A 17,292-nucleotide genomic window follows, 5' to 3' on the forward strand; every position below is an offset into this window, starting at 1 on the left:
CCAGGACTGGCGCGGCAGTCCGTGCCACGCGCACTGCGATCTGGGGATCTTCGTTCTCGCTGCGCGGCAGCCTGAAAACGCTAAGTCCCTGGCCGACGGCAGCGAGCCCCTCGAGGAAGGTCCTGTAGAGATGCTGACGCGCTCCCCCTTTGGCGTCCCAGGTGTCGTGGGGAGGGGGTACCTCAAACAACTCCACCTGGTAGCTGCTGCCAGTGACGGGGTTCGACAGCCAGGTGACGGCTGCCTCAACCGAGAAATCACGACGGTCTTCGGGGCCATACAGCTCGATGCGCTCGACAGCACCGGTCTCGCTTTTCAACGACGTCGGGTGCGGCACCTGCCGTCCGGTCCTCTCGTCGAGCTTGGTGCGTGTATGTTCCTCCGCTCGAGCGATCTCCCGGGCGATCGCGTCCAGCAAGGGCGGCGTCGCCTCGAAGTACATCTCACCGAGGTCGCCGCCGCCGACCAAGGTGATGCGTCCCGGCTTGAACAGCGTCCGGACGGGACGGTGACTCTTGGCCCACGCGTCGCGCCGAAGGATCACCTTGATGATGCCGAGAGGGCCTTGCGGCTGGTCACGGATGGTCGCCCCCACCGTCGCCAGTTGCGTGATCAGCGTGCGCTTGTGGGCGCGGAACTCCGCGTCGCGGTGGGCGAAGAAGTCGCGCCGCGGGCCTCCGCCTCCGACGTCCCTCTTCTGCTCGAAATCCTCGGTGTTGAGGATGATCTGGATCGGGCCGGCCATCACGCACCCCTGTCACGTCAGTGCCGCAGGTTGCAACGAAACGACCATATCACGCAACAAATACCGTTTACAACGCAACGAAAGTGTGTGAAACGATGTTCTCGAAACGTTCCAGAGCAACGGTGATCAAATGGAACACTTTCCGATCGTCCAGGCGCTGTGCCGAGCGGCACTCGCGCAGCCTACCCCTGCCGTCCGCAAGCAGATTGAGCGGTTGAGAGATGCGATCGCCAGAGATGGCGACTCAAAATCTTCTGCAGCATTGTCGAGTCTACTTACAGCTGCAGACCGTAACGTCGAGATGGCACCGAGCCGGATCACGGCCTCTCGGATGCAGATCCCGGGAGAGGTTCTGACACGTAATACGCCTGTTCCAGTCGATAGAGAGACATCCGCGCCACTAGCGGAGTTAGTTTTCCCGGAAGAAACAAATCTACATGGCCCTATATTTGAAGGATCTATTCATAAAGCAATCAACTCTTTGATTGAGGAGTGGAATAATTTTGATAGTTTGGCTGCAGTCGGAGTTCATCCGTCGCGGAGTTGCTTGGTCTATGGATCACCAGGAACGGGAAAAACTCGCCTTGCCATGTGGATGGCGTCAAAACTTAGACTTCCGGTTGTATCAGTTCGTATAGATGGTCTGATTTCTTCGTTTCTTGGTACAACCGCAAGAAATATTGGTAATTTATTTGCGTTTTCAAATAGATATCGTTGTATTCTCCTGCTTGATGAGTTCGATGCCGTTGCTAAACTCAGAGATGATCCGCAAGAAGTTGGTGAAATAAAGCGCGTTGTTAATGCTTTGCTGCAAAATCTTGACACGCGTCGCGATATTGGAATTACAATTGGTATTACAAACCATCAAAATCTACTTGATCCTGCCGTCTGGAGGCGGTTCGAAGTTCAATTGCATATTCCTAAGCCAAATTTCGATACTCGAGTAAAAATTGCAGAGAGCTTCATGCAGCCAGTCGCAGCTCCAGGCACTCACCTGAAATTGATTGCATGGTTTACAGAAGGCGCGACAGGGGCTGAAATCGAAGCTGTCGTTAGGACATACAAGAGAGCTGCCATCATAAAAGATCGGGAAGGCAACAAGCTTCTTGACACATTGCGTCAGTTTGCCATACTGAATAGCGCTAGACTTGACTCGGTCCGGCGAGAACTTTTGTTTTCCGATCCTGGTAATTTATTTAGAGCTCTCAATCAAGACGAAAAACTTAAATTGTCATATGAAGATATTGGAGACATGGCTGGTAAGGACAAATCATCCATAAGTCGGGCAGTAGCAAAAATATAATATCATTATAATCATATAATAAATAGGGTACCCAGCCAAGCACCCACGTGACCGCTGCTCTGTCCTCTGCGGCGGTCGCGATGTGTGAGGGATAGGGAGAGTACCAGTCTCTATCAGGCGGGCGGTCTCAGTGTTCAAGAGACTCAAGCCATGTCGGCGACCCGCAGCTCCTGCCAGCCGAGGAGCTATCGCTGGACCTTGCATCGGCGTGGTCGAGGTGACCAGCTCAGAGTACCGAACCCGACCACAGTAGCGCACGGTCACGGTTGCTGATCAGGCGATCGCCGCAGTTGGCGAGCGGCCGGCGTGGTAGCGGTACGGTGAGAGCCTTGGCGTGGTTCTAAGCGACATCATACGCCTTATGCAGGCAGGTCGGCCTTTAAAGATATGAACCTTAAAAGAGTCGAAGAATAAGAGTTATTATTGACTGGTGAGTATGCGTTTGCATCAAATTTGCATTTGTGCAAATGAGGTGCAAACGCATCGGAAACCGGAACGAACTTTCATTTGAGGAATTATTCTGGCGCGCAAGGCCCTTTAGCGGGCCGGTGAGGCGCAAATCAGGAAGGGCAGGCTTATGCCTCTAGTTCCAATACTCAGATTAGTAGCAAGCCGGAACGCCAGCGGCGAATGGTCACTAAAAATGACGTTCGCGCTGGCGTTCCTAGTGTAATCGAATAAGTCCCACGGAGGAAATTGGGATCCAGCCAATTTCCTCCAATGCATTAACGGCAGCTCGTGCAGCTAGTTGCATGGGCGGCTGGATCATGTTTCGTCAAATGGAGTCGTCACTCCCCCCTGGGTGAGCGCAATCGTTCCAGATAGAAGGTGGACCCTACCACTGCGGAACCAAGACAGGCTCCACCCGTGCGCAACCCACGGGAGTGTCCGCATCGCGCGCCAAGCAATGCGACCGCGCGGGCTGGAGCGGAGCGGAGGACGGCTCCCCGGGCTTCGCGATGCAAAGCCGCCGTCAGGTGGCGGCGGAAAATCGTCGGACGCGGGCCGTTGCGCCGAAGGTCCCCCGACCCGGCATCAGTCGCCCTCTCAAGAAGGCCGTGGACGCCGGCCCTCTCGCGGCCCGTGAATGCCCCGCTAGCTGATCCACGCCAAGCGGGAGGCGGATCAGGCTGCCAGGGCCTCCTCGAACCGGAGGTAGGCCACCGCATCGTTCGGGTCGAGCTGGGGCGCGAGATGCAGGGCGAGATCGCGCGGGCCGAGGTGGCAGAGGTCGGTGTTGAAGTCGTCCTCGCGGGGATCGAGGTCGCTCACCAGGATGCCCGCGGCCTCGGCGCGCTGGCGCAGGGTCGCGGCACCCCGTTCGCCGGCTGGATCGGCGTCACGGGCGATGTAGAGGTGGCGCAGGTCGGGAGGGAGGATCAGGGCGGCGAGGTGGGCGCCCGACAGGGCGGCGACGTGCGCCACGGCCGGCAGGACGCTCTGGACCGACAGCAGCGTCTCCACGCCCTCGCCGGCCACCATCAGGTCGGGCACCGTGCCGGGAAACCGCACCCCATGGCCGAGCTGGTTGCCGAGCGTCCGCCGCTGGTCGCGCACCGAGGCCTTGTCGCGCCCGTCCGGAGCAAGCCAGGTCCGGCCGACCGCCGTTACGGCGCCCGACAGGTCGGTGACGCTGGCAAGCAGCGCCGGGTGGTAGGTGTCCGGGCCCGTGGGCTCCTTAGCCGAGGGTCGGTACAGGCAGCGCGGGTGGAACCGCAGGGCAGCCTGGGAAAGCGCGTGGCCGAGCCCGCGTGAGCGCAGGTAGGCCGCAGCGACCGTGCCGGGCACCGGCCGGCCGTAGCGCAGCATGCGACAGGCCGACTCGACCGTGTCGCGTGCCGTAGGCAGCGGGCGATCCCGCTCCGGCACGGGCTGGTGAGGCAGGCTCAGGAACGCCCATGCTTCTGCGAGGGCCGCCTTCCAGTCCTCGTTGTTCTGGAGCCGGATCACGTCGAGCAGGTCGCCGTGCTCGCCCGTCGCGCTGTCGGTCCACTTGCCCCGGGCGCCCTTGCCGGTGCTCGGCCCGGTCAGCCGCACGTACATCGACCCACCCTCGGTGTTGAAGACGTCGCCGACGCACCACCAGCGGCCGTTCCGGTGGCCGTTCGAGAGGTAGCGCCGACAGAACGCCTCGACGTTGTCGGCGAGCTGGCGGGAGAGATCCGCGGCGGTGCGATGGATCGGCATAGTCGGCCTTGCGTCGGGTTCGTGCATTAAGCGTGAGCGTGAGCGGCGACGCAACGTAACAGCGCATAGCGTTCGATGACGGCGGCCAGGATGGTGGCCCCATTCTCTCCTACCGGGATGAACAGACGCGTACGAAACGAGATCACTTCGGAGAACAGGCCGATCGTCTTCAAGGCCGCCCGCGCGCTCTCGCTCACCCCGATCAACTCGATGCGGTGCTCGCTCATCACTCGGACTCTCTTTACCTGAAGCCCGCCGGTGAGCTGGAGGCTGGCACGGCCCCCCAGCACGGCCGCGTAGGCGTCGGCCGGGGCCATGGCGGTGCCGGCACCGAGGTTCAGCTTCTCGCGGGTGACGTGCAGGTCCTGAGGGTCGACGACGCGCCCGACGATGCGCTCGCCGGCGTCGGTCACGAGGCGGAACACCCGCATGTCGATGCCGGGCAGGCGATCCCAGATCGGCAGGAGCAGGCCGGTGACCACATAGAGGGTGCGCTCGTCGAACTCGGGCAGGGAAGCAAGCTCGGCGCTCCAGGCCGCCGCGAAGGCCTCTGGCGATACCTCCTCGAACGAGGAGCGCGCGTACTGGTCGCTGTCGAGGAGCTGGCGCTGGAGCGGGCGCACCAGGCGGACCCGTGCCACCACCGAGCCGTCCTCGCGCGTCTCGCTCGCCGCCCTTCCCATCAGCGCAGGCCGGCCGGACTTCGCGTTCACGACGGGGTGGAAGCCGTCGGCGATCATCTCGTGCGCCGTGGCGAGGTCGAGCGGCCGGAGCCGGCGGCGCTCGGAGATGGTCAGGAGGTGGGTGTGCGCCCCGCTCGCCGGGTGGGTGTAGGCCACCTCGCGATCCGTCACTGTGAAGGATTCAGCCGTCAGCACCTCGACGCCGACGTCGTAGACGCCGGCCGAGATCGCGCCCTCGATCACCTGGGCCAGGCGCTCCTCGAACGCCTCGAACAGGATGTTCTGGACCGCGATGCGCAGCGCCAGCACGCGGTTGAGGAAGCGGCCGATCGGCGGCAGCTCGTCGAGGACGTGGCCGGCCTCGGAGGTGAGCGCCAGCCCGGTCATCGCCTCGAACGTCTTGAGCGGGCAGCCCTCGATCTCACCGCGCACGATCGCCCAATAGAGCTGGCGCAGTGCCGTCGCCGCGTACGGCCCTTCCAGATTGTCCTCGGGCCGGAACAGTCCCTGGCCGCCGGTCTGCCGCTGGCCCCGCGTGATGGCGCCGAGCGTGTCGAGGCGGCGCGCGATGGTCGAGAGGAAGCGCTTCTCGCCCTTCACGCTGGTGGTGACCGGGCGGAACCGCGGCGCTTGCGCCTGGTTCGTGCGGTTCGTCCGCCCCAAGCCCTGCACGGCGGCATCGGCCTTCCAGCCGGCCTCGAGCAGGTAGTGCACGCGCAGGCGCTGGTTCCGGGCGCCCCGGTCGGCGTGGTAGCTCCGCCCGGTGCCACCGGCATCGGAGAACACCAGGATCCGCTTCTCGTCGTCCTGGAAGACTTGTGTCTCGGACAGGTTGGCGGTCGCCGGCCGGTTCTGGAGCACGAGGCGGTCGATCCCGTCCTTGCCCGCTTGGCGCACGATGCGGCGCGAGCGCCCGGTCACCTCGGCCACCACCTCGGTGCCGAAGTGGTGGAGGATCTGGTCGAGGGCCGACTGGACGGGTGCGAGCCCGCACAGGTGCTCGATCAGGGCGTCACGCGCCTCGACCGCCTCGCGGCACTGAACCGGCTGTCCGTCTGCGTCGATCACCGGCCGGGACTGGATATGGCCTTCGGCGTCCGAGAACGGCTCGTAGAGCTGGGTCGGGAAGGCGTGCTTGAGGTAGTCGATCACGTACTCGCGCGGCGTGACGTCGACCTGAAGGTCGCCCCACTCCTCCGAGGGGATCTCGGCGAGCCGCCGCTCCATCAGCGCCTCGCCGGTCGAGACGATCTGGACGACGGCGGCGTGGCCGGCCTCGATCCCCGCCTCGATCGCCGCGATCAGGCTCGGGCACTTCATCGCCGTAAGGAGGTGGTTGAAGAGGCGCTGCTTGCTCGACTCGAACGCGGATCGCGCCGCGGCCTTGGCGTGGCGGTTCAGCGTTCCGGATGTGCCGGTGACGCCGGAGGCCGTGAGCGCCGCGTCGAGGTTGGTGTGGATCACCTGGAAGGCGTCGGCATAGGCGTCGTAGATCGCCGTCTGCTCGGCCGTCAGCACGTGCTCCAGCATCTCGACCTCGACGCCGGAGTAGGACAGCGAGCGGGCGGTGTAGAGGCCGAGCGCCTTCAGATCGCGCGCCAGCACCTCCATCGCGGCCAGGCCGCCCTGGTCCATCGCAGTGATGAAGTCCGACCGGGTGGGGAACGGGAACGCCCCGCCGCCCCACAAGCCGAGCCGGTGGGCGTAGGCGAGCTTCTCGACCGTGACCGCGCCGGTGGCCGAGACGTAGAGCACCCGGGCGTCGGGCAGGCGGTACTGGAGGCTGAGCCCGGCGCGTCCCTGCTGCGAGGCCTCGACCACGCCGCGGTCGCCTGAGCCGGCGGCGGCGTTGGCGAGCGCGTGCGCCTCGTCGAGGGCGATCACGCCGTCGAAGTCCGGCCCGAGCCAGGCGAGGATCTGGTCGAGGCGCGAGCCCGAGCCGTTCCGGCCGGCCCCGCGCAGGGTCGCGAAGGTCGTGAACAGGATGCCCTCGGAGAGCGTCACCGGCTTGCCCGGCGCGTAGCGCGACAGCGGGACGATCTGGAGCGGCTCCTGGCCGAGATGGCGCCAATCCCGCTGGGCGTCCTCCAGCAACGCCTCGTTCTTCGAGATCCAGAGGGTGCGACGCCGGCCCTGCATCCAGTTGTCGAGGATGACACCGGCGACCTGGCGCCCCTTGCCCGCGCCGGTGCCGTCGCCGAGGAAGAAGCCCTGGCGGAAGCGCACCGCGCCCTCTGCGTCCTTGGCTGCGGCCGAGAGGAGCGTGCCGGTCTCGTCAACGGTCCAGTGACCGGGCAGGTGGCAGGCGTGGGCGGCGCCGGCGTAGATCACGGTCTCGAGCTGGCATTCCGAGAGCAGGCCGGCCGAGACGATCGCGGCGGGGAGGCGCGGGGCATAGCCCGGCCGTGGCAGGCGGACCGAGGCCATGGCGGTCGACTGAACCAGCGGGGTCGGATGGGCGTGAGCGCCCTCGATCCGTAGGGTCTCCAGGGCGTAGGCCTCGTACAGGGCCGCCTCGGACGCGCGCGTAGCGGGAAGCTCCTCGATCACCGTGTAGGCGATCTCCGAGGCGGTCACGCCCACGCCAGCCGCCGCGGCGACCTTGGCCGAGGGGAGGGCGCGCGGGGCCGGCTCCGGCTTGCGGGAAAGGCCCGGGATCGTGGCCCGGCGGGCCGGTGCGGCGGCCGGCTCCAGGCGGGCCGGGACATGCGCCAGAACGGCGGCCAGCAGCCCGGCCGGGTCATCCATCAGCCCGAGCGGAGCGACGTGCCCGGCCGCAGTGCCTGGGGGCAGGCGGTCGAAGACGCTGAGGCGCACGTCGACGGACGTGCCGTGCTTGGCGTAGGCGCGGCCCGACAGCCCGGCCGAGAACACCAGCCGCCCTCCGCGCTCGCCAAGCGCCGCGAAGGCCTTGGCCGCGCTCGGGCGATCAGGCCGGAAGCTCTCGCCGGTGATGGCGACCAGGCGCCCGCCGTGGGGGAGCCGCGAGAGGGCCGAGCGCAGGTGATCGCCGGTCGCGTCGCGATAGCGGCCCTCGACCTGTGCCGCGACCGAGAAGGGCGGGTTCATCAGCACCACGTTCGGCGCCACGTCCTCGGCCAGGCGGTCGTGGATCTGCGCCGCGTCGAGCTGCGTGACCGAACCGGCCGGGTAGAGCGCCGCGAGCAGGCCCGCCCTGGTCGCGGCCAGTTCGTTGAGGTGGAGGCGTGCGCCGGCAAGCTCGGCGTGGACCGCGAGCAGGCCCGTTCCGGCCGACGGCTCCAGCAGCACCTCGCCCGGCCGCAAGCCGCAGGCGAGGGCCGCGACGTAGCCGAGGGGAAGGGGAGTTGAGAACTGCTGGAGCGCCTCGCTCTCCTCGCTGCGCCGGGTGTGGGTCGGGAAGAGGCCGGCGATCCGGGCGAGCATCGCGAGCCGGCCGGCCGGGGTCGCGGCCTTGGCGCGGATCGCCGGCCAGAACCGGCGCAGGAACAGCACCTGGGCGACCTCGCCGGCCTCGTAGGCGTCCTTCCATAGCCACAGACCCGAGACGTCGCTGCCGCCGCAGGCGGCCTCCATCGCCGTCCGCAGGGCGGCGGTCTCGATCGCCCGGCCCTGCGCCAGCGCGTCAGCGAGCCGGGTGCCGGCCTCGACGATGGCAGCCGGGCTCGGAGTAAGGGCGGTGCTCGCCTGGAACTCCTTGGCGCTGATCGAGAAATTCATGGACACGGCTCCTGTCAGATCATGCCGGACCGCGTGACTTTCTCTCGTCCTCGCGTCGGCTTAATCCCCGACAGGGCTCCTCTTCCTCTCAGCTCGCGGGACTTTAATCCCGCAGTGCAGTATCGGGGACACACCGGGCGCCCTTCCACACAGTCACTTCCTTGCGGAATGGTTAAGACCATTGACCGATGGCAAAGTCATGCGCTTGCATGAAACAGTTAGACACAGCGGAGGGATTCGTCGGTTGAACCGGCCGCAATCGAATGGAGACGCCGAGATCGTGCGCTGCACGGCTCGGATCATGATGGGATACGTCGCCGGCAACCGCTTGCCGGCCGCTGATCTCGCCACGCTCATCACGACGGTGTCGAAGGCGCTCAGGTCTCCGAGCGACTTCGAGGTCGCCACGGCAGCGCCCGTGATCGCCCAGGCCGTACCCGAGGTGTCCTACGTCGCATCGGACTATCCCCGCCCGCAGGTCCCGGCGCGCCTCCTTTCGCTCAACGAGATCGCGGACTCGGTCCAGGAAACGTACCTCGTCTGCTTCGAGGACGGCGAGCACTACCGGATGCTGGCTCGGCATCTTCGGCTGTTCGGCCTGACGCCCGACGCCTACCGTGAGAAGTGGGGCCTGCCCGACGACTACCCGATGATGCCGGCGGCCGACCTCAAGCATCGCGCCGAGCTCGCCCGGCAGCGCAACCTCGGGAAGCACGATCGCAGCACGGCCAAACCGCGAAGGAAGTCCGTCATCACCGCGAAGACGCAGACGCGGGGCGCTGAGGACCCACCCAAACCGAAGCCCTACAGCGTGGGTCTTACCCGAGGCGGGTGGCGCCGGCAGGGCGACGTGGGACAGGGTGCGAGCCCGGGCTGATGCCTGGGGCTCGTGCGGATCTTGGGCGAGATCAGGCCGCCGCCTTCACCTTGCGCCACCACTCAACGCGCTCGCGCCGGTTGGCGTTGGCGAGGGTCTTGAGCAGATCGCCGTGGCAGGCCAGCGGTGCGCAAAAGCACAGCAGGTCGCGGTCGTGGAGTTCGTCGAGCGAGCGCAGCAGCAGGTGCTGGTCGGCCAGCCACCGCCCGTACTTCTCGATCACCTCGGCGCGGGTCCCGTCCTTGCCGATTACGAACGGGTTGCCCCATTTCGAGCCGCGGCCGATGTAGACGGCCCCATCGTGGGTTCCGGTCCGTTTGTTCAGAATTCGACACATCGTCCGGCCTCCCGATCGCTGATGCGTCGTGGCGACCGCGGTCGAGGGGGCGGGGTCATGCGAGCCTTCAGGCGAGCGGGAACGGCCTGCCCGTTGACCCCGACCCCGTCGCGGTCATGCAGGACGCTCGTAGCGAGCGGGGATCGGGACGGGTCCGAGCGCAAGGCCCGCACCCGTCCATGGCCGCTCACTCGGCGGCGATGGCATACCCCATGTCGCCGTCGACCGGGCCGTCCTCGCCGTCGAGGAAGGGCGGAAGCGGCTCGGACCCGGCCTCCTCCGCAGCGTCGCCGAGGAACGCCGGCAGTGCGACCTCCGCGATCGCCGTCGCCTCATCGGATTCAGCGGTCTTGGCCGGGGCCGTCGCCCCCTCGGCACTCAGGCCGGGCGTGCGCAGCAGATCGGGCAGCCAGCCGCTGTCGGCCATCAGCCGCTCGGCCTCGCGCGCCATATCGGCCTTCTTGAGGTGGTCGAGGAGCTGGGCCTTGTCCTCCCCCTTGGCCTCGCGCACCGCGGCCAGGATCTTGCCTTTCGTCACCCGCGAGAAGTAGTTCGCCGCCGTCGGCTGCCAGTCGCGGGTCATGTCGAGTCCGACGAGTTGGGCGAGCTGATCGGCGTGCGGCATCACCTCGGCAGGCCGCCGGTCGTATTGCGTGTGCATCGCGTTGACGCTGAGGCCCGCGCAGAGCGCGAACAGGTCCGTGCGCTGCTCGGGGCCTAAGTCGACCAGGAAGTCCCAGATCGCCCGGTGGTCGGCCGGCAGGCGCCGCGCCCACGCCTCACGTTTGACGTCGAGGGCACTCGCCGGCCGGTAGGCGTCGAGGCCCTGGACGCTATGGTCGGGTCGGGCCGAGGAGGTCGAGACCTCCAGGCACGACGCGGCCCGGTAGGCCGTGACGATCACCCGGATCACCATGGCGTGCAGGACCGCGATGAAGGCGGCCTGGGGATCGTCGGCCAGCGCCTCGCGCAGCGCGATGGTGCGGTAGGTGGTCAACTCGATCCGGTGCTGCTCGGAGAGCGGGCGCTCGACCTCTTCCGGCTCGGGCGCAGGGGCAGACGCGGGCGTGCCGCCCCCGATCGTGATGACCGTGCGCATCACCGCCGGGGCCGGGGCAGCGACACTGCCCGAGGGGGACGCGACCGGCTCGCTGATCGGCGCCGGCGCCGGCGCCGCTCCGGCCGCGACCGCGGCGGAGTCCGTTCCCGCCGAGGTCTCCGTCTCCGCCCGGGGCTCGTCCTCGGGCCGGACGTAGCCGCGGCGCACCTTCGGCGTGCCGTCGTAGTCGAGGGTGACGAAGGCGCCGGCGATCGCGATGTCGGCCGGGTCGTAGATCTCGGCACGCGCCTCGAACGCGGCGATGTCCTTCTCCAGCGTGGCCATCCGATGCGCGGCGTCGGCGGGCCACTCCTCGTCGCTGTAGCCGTACTCGTTGTCGAGCTGCTCGCGCTCGGCCACGGCCGCCTCCAAGGCCTCGTCCTCGGCCTCGCTAAGATCGGAGCGGGTCGGCAGGACGCGCAGGCCGTGGACGCGGCTGATCATCAGCGCCAGCGACACCTCGATCCACTTCCAGCCCTCGGTGGCCACGGTGGCACCGAACTCGGCGAGCTTCTCCTCGGCCAGCCGGTCGAGCAGCGCGGGATCCTGGAACCACTCGTCGCCGCGCTCCGTGAACAGGTCGCGCAGGACCACGCCGCCGGCGGCCTCGTAGGCGTCCTGGCCGACGAAGATGGCGCGTGGCTCGCCCATGCTCACCGTGCGCTCGGTCAGCGCCTGGCGGATGCCCCAGTTGCTCAACGCGCCCCGCTTCTTCAGCGCTTCCCAGACCTGCACCTGGCGCGCCTGATCCTCCGTGACCGAGAACGCCATCAGGCATTCCAGCGTGATCTCGCCAGCGCCGTAGGCCTCGAGCAGGACCGGGCTGATCCCGGCGAGCCGCAGGCGCTGACCGACGATCCGCTCAGAGACGAAGAACCGGGCCGCGATATCGGCGTGGGGCATGCCGGCGTCGGCGAGCGCCTTGAACGCGCGGAACTGGTCGAGCGGGTGCAGGGCCTCGCGGTGGGCGTTCTCGGCCAGCGAGTCCTCCTCGGCACTGATCGCGCTGTCGGCCGCGCGCACGATGCAGGGCACCTTGACGCCCTTGGCCATGCGGCGGGTCTTCACCAGATGCTCCAGCGCCCGGAAGCGGCGTCCGCCGGCGGGCACCTCGTAGCGGCCGGTCTCCTGACCCGCCTCGTCGAGGATCGGGCGGACGTTCAGGTTCTGCATCAGGCCGCGGTGGGCGATGTCGTTCGCCAGATCCTCGATGCTCTGCCCGTGGGCAATCCGACGCACGTTCGCCTGGCTCAAGACGAGCTTCTCGAACGGGATCGCGACCGCCTCGGTCAGCGTGATCTTCGCAACGGCCTTCGTGCTAGTCTTCGCGCTGGTCATGGTCCGTCATCCCTGGCTCGGGCGGCCGGGCTCTCTGTCCGACCTCGAAACCCTCACACAGGCGGAGCCCCCCTCTGACTCCAGAAGGGGGCCGACGGATCGAAGTACGCCGGATCAGGCGGTGACCTGCCGGGCGGCGCCAGCGGCTACGACCAGGGTCAGCGGCGGCACGGTGGAGGCCTCGGCTTTCTCAAGCCGGACCAGGACATCGGATAGGGTCTCGCCGGCCTCGTGGCAGTTCCGGAGGGCCGCCAGGGTGATCATCGGCTCGCCGCCGTCGTCGGCCGACTCCTCCACCGGGCTCACCATGCTCGGCTGCCAGAACTTCACGCCGGCATCGAACACGCCGGGACGGGCGATCCAAGCGCGGTGGTAGGACAGCCCGTGGTTCCGGCAGAATGCGTCGAGGCCCGGGGTCAGGCCGTAATCCTGCGCGTCCTCGAAGGTCAAACTCGTGCCGTTGGCCAGCGCGTCGCGCACGAGGGTGTCGGCCTCTGCGAAGTACACGCTCGCCGCTGCGACCAGTGCTGTGACGGCCCCAGGGCCCGGCATAGCGCCGCCGATGGTCACGATGGTCATCACGTACTCGCCCATGGTGCTCGCTCCTTCACCGCGGATCCGCCGGAAGCCGGCGACCCTGCACGGGCGAACGGCCCCCCTCTGGCGTGAGGAGGGCCGGCATGGGCGGCGTCAGGCGTCGGGTCGGGCGAGGACGGTCGGCAGCGGCAGGCCCGACCGGGACGGGATCGGCTCGCTCGATCCGGACCTGATCCGCAGCACCACCGCGCTGGCCGAGGCGAGATCGTGAAGCTCGATCAGCACCACGAGCGCCTTCGCCACGTCTCCGGCGAGGACGCCCAGAGCCTCGTCGACCGAGGCGGCGAACGGCGGCCGACCATCTCGAGGGATGCCGCCTCGAGCACCCGGTCCGGGTCTTGGACGGAGATGTCGAGGGCCAGGGTGTAGGAAAGGGGGTCGGTCATGTGCGCTCGATCGGCCAGAAGGGGCTGAGAGCCTCTCTCCCAGCTTGCTGATCCCTCGTCGGAGACGCCGGCTCCTCTGCCTCTCGTGAGCTGAAACGCTGGATTGAAGCGGAGCGAGCGCCTATGATCTCACCGGGGCGGTACGCGCCGCCCTGGGGCGTGGAAACCCCTCATTTGACGGTTTGGTGCCGGCCGTCACGGCGCCGATCCTCTGGCCATGCGGCCGGGGGCCTGTGACTATGTCCAGGCGCTCCGGTGCTAAAGGTCATGGGGACCGTTCAAATGCGGTTTTCCAACCCCCGGCTTGGGATGGTCGAGGCTCGTTAGCGGGGGCGTACCGCGGACACGGGCCCGTCCGGGGGGCGACCGATGGGGCGACCACGCGATCCCGACGAGGATGCGCGCCGAGATCTCGATGAACTCGGCCGTGCATACACCGAGACCCTGACCCAGCGCCGCGCGCACGTGCAGGACGGGCTATTCATCCAGCTCACGACCAATCTCGGCATCATTCTCACGTTGCTCGGCTGGCGGCCGGATCGAGCGCGCCCCGTGATGCCGTCCAGTCCTGCGACGGGCCTCTGACTCTCGCCGAGGCTCATCCTCGATGTGCCTGAGACGACGAGCCAAGCGGTGGGCCCGGGTGCAGGCCCGAGCCCGGATCATGCACCGCCACTACGGCGATCAGGCCTACTTCATCGCGCGCGAGCGGGCTCGCCTGCCGGACGGGCGGCGGGTCAGGTTCTGGACCCGCGTCGCGATCGAGCTGGCGCGCCTCGAGGCCCGGGCGATCGGCCTCGGCACCGGCGACCGCTGGCGATAGGCGTCCTGTCCGGGAGCCTCGACACGGATTTCGGGAAACGGAAGGCGACGATGACCGACGACATCGGGGCGCTGCTGCAGCACCTCTGGATCCTGAACGACAAGGACGACGTCCGGCAGGCGCGAGAGGAGGCCTGCGATCCGGCATACGGGATCGCCGCCCTCGATCCGGCGACCACGCTGGCGATGAGCCCGATGCTGCGGGCCCGCTACGCCTTCGCGGATGCCTGGCACGGCGCGGCGCACGGCCAGACCTGGCTGGCGTTGGGTGCTGTCGCGACCGCCTCCGCCCAGCTCCGCGAGCGCGCCTGGCACCACGCGCAGATGGAGACCCTGGCTGAGACCTTCCCGCGGGGCATCGACCCGGCCCGGATGGCGCTGTTCGGGATCGACGAAGACAGGGGCGGGGCGACCTACCTGATCTGGCGCCCCGATGGTACGGAGCCGATGGTGACCGCCTTCTACGGTGGCGGGTTCGACATCTTCGCGAGCCTGGGCCGCTACCTCGAATTCCTGATCGGGGAGCGCGTCCACGACGACAGTGCGGAGCTCCTCGCCGCGGCGGGGGTTCGGGTGCAGCCCGTCGCGCAGAGCCTGGTTCTGGACGACACCCCTTAGGGATCGGGCCGGCCGGCCATCGCGTCGAGCCGCCGGACTACCATCGGCCGGGTGTCCTCTCCTTGAGCGAGGCGCTGGATCAAGGCCAGCTCGGCGTCCGAGCAGGGGCCCCGCACCCCGATGTCGACCCAATGCCCGCTGCGACCGACATGGCTGTCGCGCAGGCGGTGGTTGGAGGAGGTGTAGAACGACTCGTTCGGCTCGATCAGCCGCACGCGCGACGTCAGGAACAGGATCCCCGAGCCAAGATTGCCGCAGAACAGACGCTCGTCGGCGGCGACGGTCTTCGGCCCGCCACACACCGTGCGCTGGCCGATCTGCCGGAAGGCCTCCCCGAACGTGCCCGGGTTCGGGGTCGTCCGGGGGGTGAGCGTGTGCCGGCCGCCCCACGGAGGCCGCGCCGGGTCGATCCGTCCGGTCGCGATCTCGTGCAGCAGGGTGCCGAGGTAGCTCGGGTCGGCCGGATACGGGCAGATCCGCCACAGCGCCCGGATCGCCCTGCGACTGCCGGCCGGGTACTCGAACAGGCGCGCGCGGACCCGGCGCCAGCCCTCGGCCCGCCGCCGCCGGCCGTCCTGCTGCTGCCGCTCCCACTGCCCGGTGCGCCGAACCATCTCCTCCTCGACGTGGAGCTGGCGCTCCGCGATCGCCGCGGCGAACAGGGGGAGCGCTGCCTGCTCGCGGGCCTGCTTGCGCCGGTACGCCGCGCGCTTGCGCGCCGTGTCCTCGAACGGCGTCGGCCGCGGCCAGCGCTTGAAGCGCATCACGCCGCCACCTGCAGGGCCGCCGACGCCTCCGCCTGGTCCACCGCAGCGTCCGCCTCGGTGCCGGCCCCGCCGTCCGGTGCCAACTCGGGCGGCAGGTGGCCGAGCAGCCAGTCGGCCGAGCGGCTGGCCAGGCCCGCCGCCTGCACGATGGCTCGGGGGTCCGAGCGCAGCACCTCGAGCCACGATGCGATGTAGTCGGCGTGGCGCACGGTCGGCACGATGCCGAGGCTGGCGCACACGTAGGCCGCCGAGATCTCGGCCACGAGTTCCTCGCGCGCGTAGCCCTCGCTGCCGTAGCGCCCGGTGAGATCCCGGGCGAGCCGGGGGGCCGCGGCCGTCGCGTGCGACATCTCATGGGCCGCGGTCCTGTGGAAATTGATCGGCTCGAAGAACGACTGCGGCGGCGGAAGCACGATCGCGTCGTCGGCCGGGCGGTAGAACGCCCGCTGCCCGCCGAGATGGATCGTGAGGCCGGTGCCCTCCATCAGCGCGCGGAAGCGTGGCTCGATCAGGTCCTCGCGCGGCGGCGGCGGCACGTACAGATCCTCTGGCAGCCCGTCGCACTGCGCGGCGTTGAACACGGCGTATTGCTTCAGGAACGGGATCGACCGCGCCTCTTCGCCCGCCTGCGAGGCCCGCGCGCGCTCCTGCTCGGGGGTGAAGCGGTTGGTATAGACGACCGGGGTGCCCTTCTCGCCCCGGCGCACGCTGCCGCCAAGGCCGAGAGCTTGGCGGAAGGTGAGCCAGCGCTGGGTCGGATAGCCCGCCTCGATGCCACCTGCCCAGAGCAACAGCACATTCACGCCGCTGTAGGCCCGGCTCGTCGCCGCGTTGCGCGGCATCCCGACCGCGGCGGCGCCCGGCAGGTCGCCCCAGGGCTGCACCCACGGCACCCGGCCCTGCTCGAGCTGGGCGATGATCGTATCGGTGATGCGCTGGTACAGGTCGGGGCGCTGCTCTGGAGCGGCCTCGGTGCGGCGGGCGGCGGGTTTCCGGGAGGAGGAGGGGCGGCGGGCCATCGTAGAGCCTTCGCGACAGGCGCCGGAGCCTCTCTCCGGCCTGATCTCCCGTCATCGTCCTCCAGGCCTCCTCTCACTCCCGCGCGACCGTCCGGCCGGCCCGCGACTCGGGACGAACGCGCTCAAGCGCGGCTGGCAACAGCAGCCTCACGGTTACGCACTCATAGGTTGCTAGATTACGGAAAAACCGTCGCCTAGGATTGCAACAGGACCGGGGGATACCCCGCGGCAGGCTCGGACCGGAGGCGGCGGTTGCATGGCTCAAGTGGCGAAGGGGAGACCCTGGAGCAGCACGTCCGCAAGGTCCACCGCGTCTACCTCGCGGCGCTGATGCGGCTCGAGGCGCTGGAAGGCGAGGAGGGGAGCACCGACCACGAGGCTGCGAGGCTCGATCACGAGCTGCAATCCCGGCTGCTGCGGGCGCTGCTGAGCCAGCTCGGCTACGTGCCGATGGGCCTGACCAGGCGCGGCGAGATCCAACGGGAGATCGTCGCCGCGGATGCGGCGGCGATGACAGGCCAGATGGAGCTCTGGCTGGGGCGGTCGGCCCGCGCGACGACGCGGGCCGGGACGTCCATCAGGTCAGCTTGATGAGGACGGCGAGCGCCGCAAAGCCTGCTGCAACGATACCGCCGAGGCGCACGGTCATCTGGAGAGTCTGAAGCTCCTGGGAGAGACGAAGGTCTTCCTTGGTGACGATCTCGTGCATGATGAACTCCCGGGCCGCTGCGGCGTGTGCCTTGGCGTGTTCGGGCGCAATGCCAGCCTCACGCAGGGTCTTAGAATATTCGAGTGTGTCGAATGCGTAAGCCATC

15 protein-coding genes and 1 pseudogene are annotated in these 17,292 nt (G+C 68.1%); 6 read left to right on the forward strand and 10 right to left on the reverse strand.

The features are described from left to right. A pseudogene (locus VP06_RS04060) lies at positions 1-745 on the reverse strand (hypothetical protein); the annotation flags it as partial. Between the two features lie 130 nt (positions 746-875). Here VP06_RS04060 and VP06_RS34365 point away from each other — a divergent pair. Then, on the forward strand, positions 876-2,048 hold the full coding sequence (locus VP06_RS34365) for an AAA family ATPase (RefSeq protein WP_082167165.1): 1,173 nt from the start codon (positions 876-878) through the stop codon (positions 2,046-2,048). A 1,125-nt stretch (positions 2,049-3,173) separates the two neighbouring features. Here VP06_RS34365 and VP06_RS04065 read toward each other — a convergent pair. Further along, complete coding sequence (locus VP06_RS04065; protein ID WP_048462567.1) at positions 3,174-4,235, reverse strand: DUF7146 domain-containing protein; 1,062 nt, start codon at positions 4,233-4,235, stop codon at positions 3,174-3,176. Between the two features lie 26 nt (positions 4,236-4,261). After that, complete coding sequence (locus VP06_RS04070; protein ID WP_048462568.1) at positions 4,262-8,617, reverse strand: strawberry notch family protein; 4,356 nt, start codon at positions 8,615-8,617, stop codon at positions 4,262-4,264. A gap of 244 nt (positions 8,618-8,861) precedes the next feature. On the opposite strand from VP06_RS04070, the gene VP06_RS04075 reads away from it, so the two are divergent. Beyond that, a complete protein-coding gene (locus VP06_RS04075; RefSeq protein ID WP_053081519.1) occupies positions 8,862-9,494 on the forward strand; it encodes a Ros/MucR family transcriptional regulator in 633 nt (210 codons plus the stop codon). 31 nt (positions 9,495-9,525) lie between these two features. On the opposite strand, the gene VP06_RS04080 is transcribed toward VP06_RS04075, so the two are convergent. The 4 genes from VP06_RS04080 to VP06_RS35910 form a co-directional block, all read right to left on the reverse strand. Next, positions 9,526-9,831, reverse strand: a complete 306-nt coding sequence (locus VP06_RS04080) for a DUF4326 domain-containing protein (RefSeq protein WP_048462569.1) — start codon at positions 9,829-9,831, stop codon at positions 9,526-9,528. Positions 9,832-10,018: 187 nt separating this feature from the next. Beyond that, complete coding sequence (locus tag VP06_RS04085) at positions 10,019-12,268, reverse strand: ParB/RepB/Spo0J family partition protein (RefSeq protein ID WP_048462570.1); 2,250 nt, start codon at positions 12,266-12,268, stop codon at positions 10,019-10,021. A gap of 114 nt (positions 12,269-12,382) precedes the next feature. Beyond that, entirely contained in the window at positions 12,383-12,862 is a 480-nt protein-coding gene (locus tag VP06_RS04090; RefSeq protein WP_048462571.1) for a hypothetical protein, read from the reverse strand. A 96-nt stretch (positions 12,863-12,958) separates the two neighbouring features. Then, entirely contained in the window at positions 12,959-13,108 is a 150-nt protein-coding gene (locus VP06_RS35910; RefSeq protein ID WP_156295441.1) for a hypothetical protein, read from the reverse strand. Between the two features lie 512 nt (positions 13,109-13,620). Here VP06_RS35910 and VP06_RS04095 point away from each other — a divergent pair. The 3 genes from VP06_RS04095 (at position 13,621) to VP06_RS04105 (ending at position 14,691) form a co-directional block, all read left to right on the forward strand. Further along, the gene (locus VP06_RS04095) at positions 13,621-13,836 is read left to right on the forward strand and encodes a hypothetical protein (protein WP_048462572.1); all 216 of its coding nucleotides are present in this window, start codon (positions 13,621-13,623) and stop codon (positions 13,834-13,836) included. A 79-nt stretch (positions 13,837-13,915) separates the two neighbouring features. Continuing rightward, positions 13,916-14,074, forward strand: a complete 159-nt coding sequence (locus VP06_RS36995; protein ID WP_187371384.1) for a hypothetical protein — start codon at positions 13,916-13,918, stop codon at positions 14,072-14,074. Between the two features lie 50 nt (positions 14,075-14,124). Then, a complete protein-coding gene (locus tag VP06_RS04105; RefSeq protein WP_048462574.1) occupies positions 14,125-14,691 on the forward strand; it encodes a hypothetical protein in 567 nt (188 codons plus the stop codon). On the opposite strand, the gene VP06_RS04110 is transcribed toward VP06_RS04105, so the two are convergent. After that, a complete protein-coding gene (locus VP06_RS04110) occupies positions 14,688-15,455 on the reverse strand; it encodes a hypothetical protein (RefSeq protein WP_048462575.1) in 768 nt (255 codons plus the stop codon). The two genes, VP06_RS04105 and VP06_RS04110, sit on opposite strands and share 4 nt — an antisense overlap. After that, positions 15,455-16,477, reverse strand: a complete 1,023-nt coding sequence (locus VP06_RS04115) for an ArdC family protein (protein WP_048462576.1) — start codon at positions 16,475-16,477, stop codon at positions 15,455-15,457. Before VP06_RS04115 ends, VP06_RS04110 begins: the two co-directional genes overlap by 1 nt. 252 nt (positions 16,478-16,729) lie before the next feature. Here VP06_RS04115 and VP06_RS04120 point away from each other — a divergent pair, with 252 nt between their 5' ends. Then, complete coding sequence (locus VP06_RS04120) at positions 16,730-17,068, forward strand: hypothetical protein (protein ID WP_048462577.1); 339 nt, start codon at positions 16,730-16,732, stop codon at positions 17,066-17,068. On the opposite strand, the gene VP06_RS04125 is transcribed toward VP06_RS04120, so the two are convergent. Beyond that, positions 17,055-17,291: a hypothetical protein gene (locus VP06_RS04125; RefSeq protein ID WP_048462578.1), complete on the reverse strand. Its 237-nt coding sequence runs from the start codon at positions 17,289-17,291 to the stop codon at positions 17,055-17,057. The genes VP06_RS04120 and VP06_RS04125 overlap by 14 nt on opposite strands. Position 17,292 lies beyond the last annotated feature (1 nt).

This window comes from Methylobacterium aquaticum (genome assembly GCF_001043915.1).
GTDB lineage: Bacteria > Pseudomonadota > Alphaproteobacteria > Rhizobiales > Beijerinckiaceae > Methylobacterium > Methylobacterium aquaticum.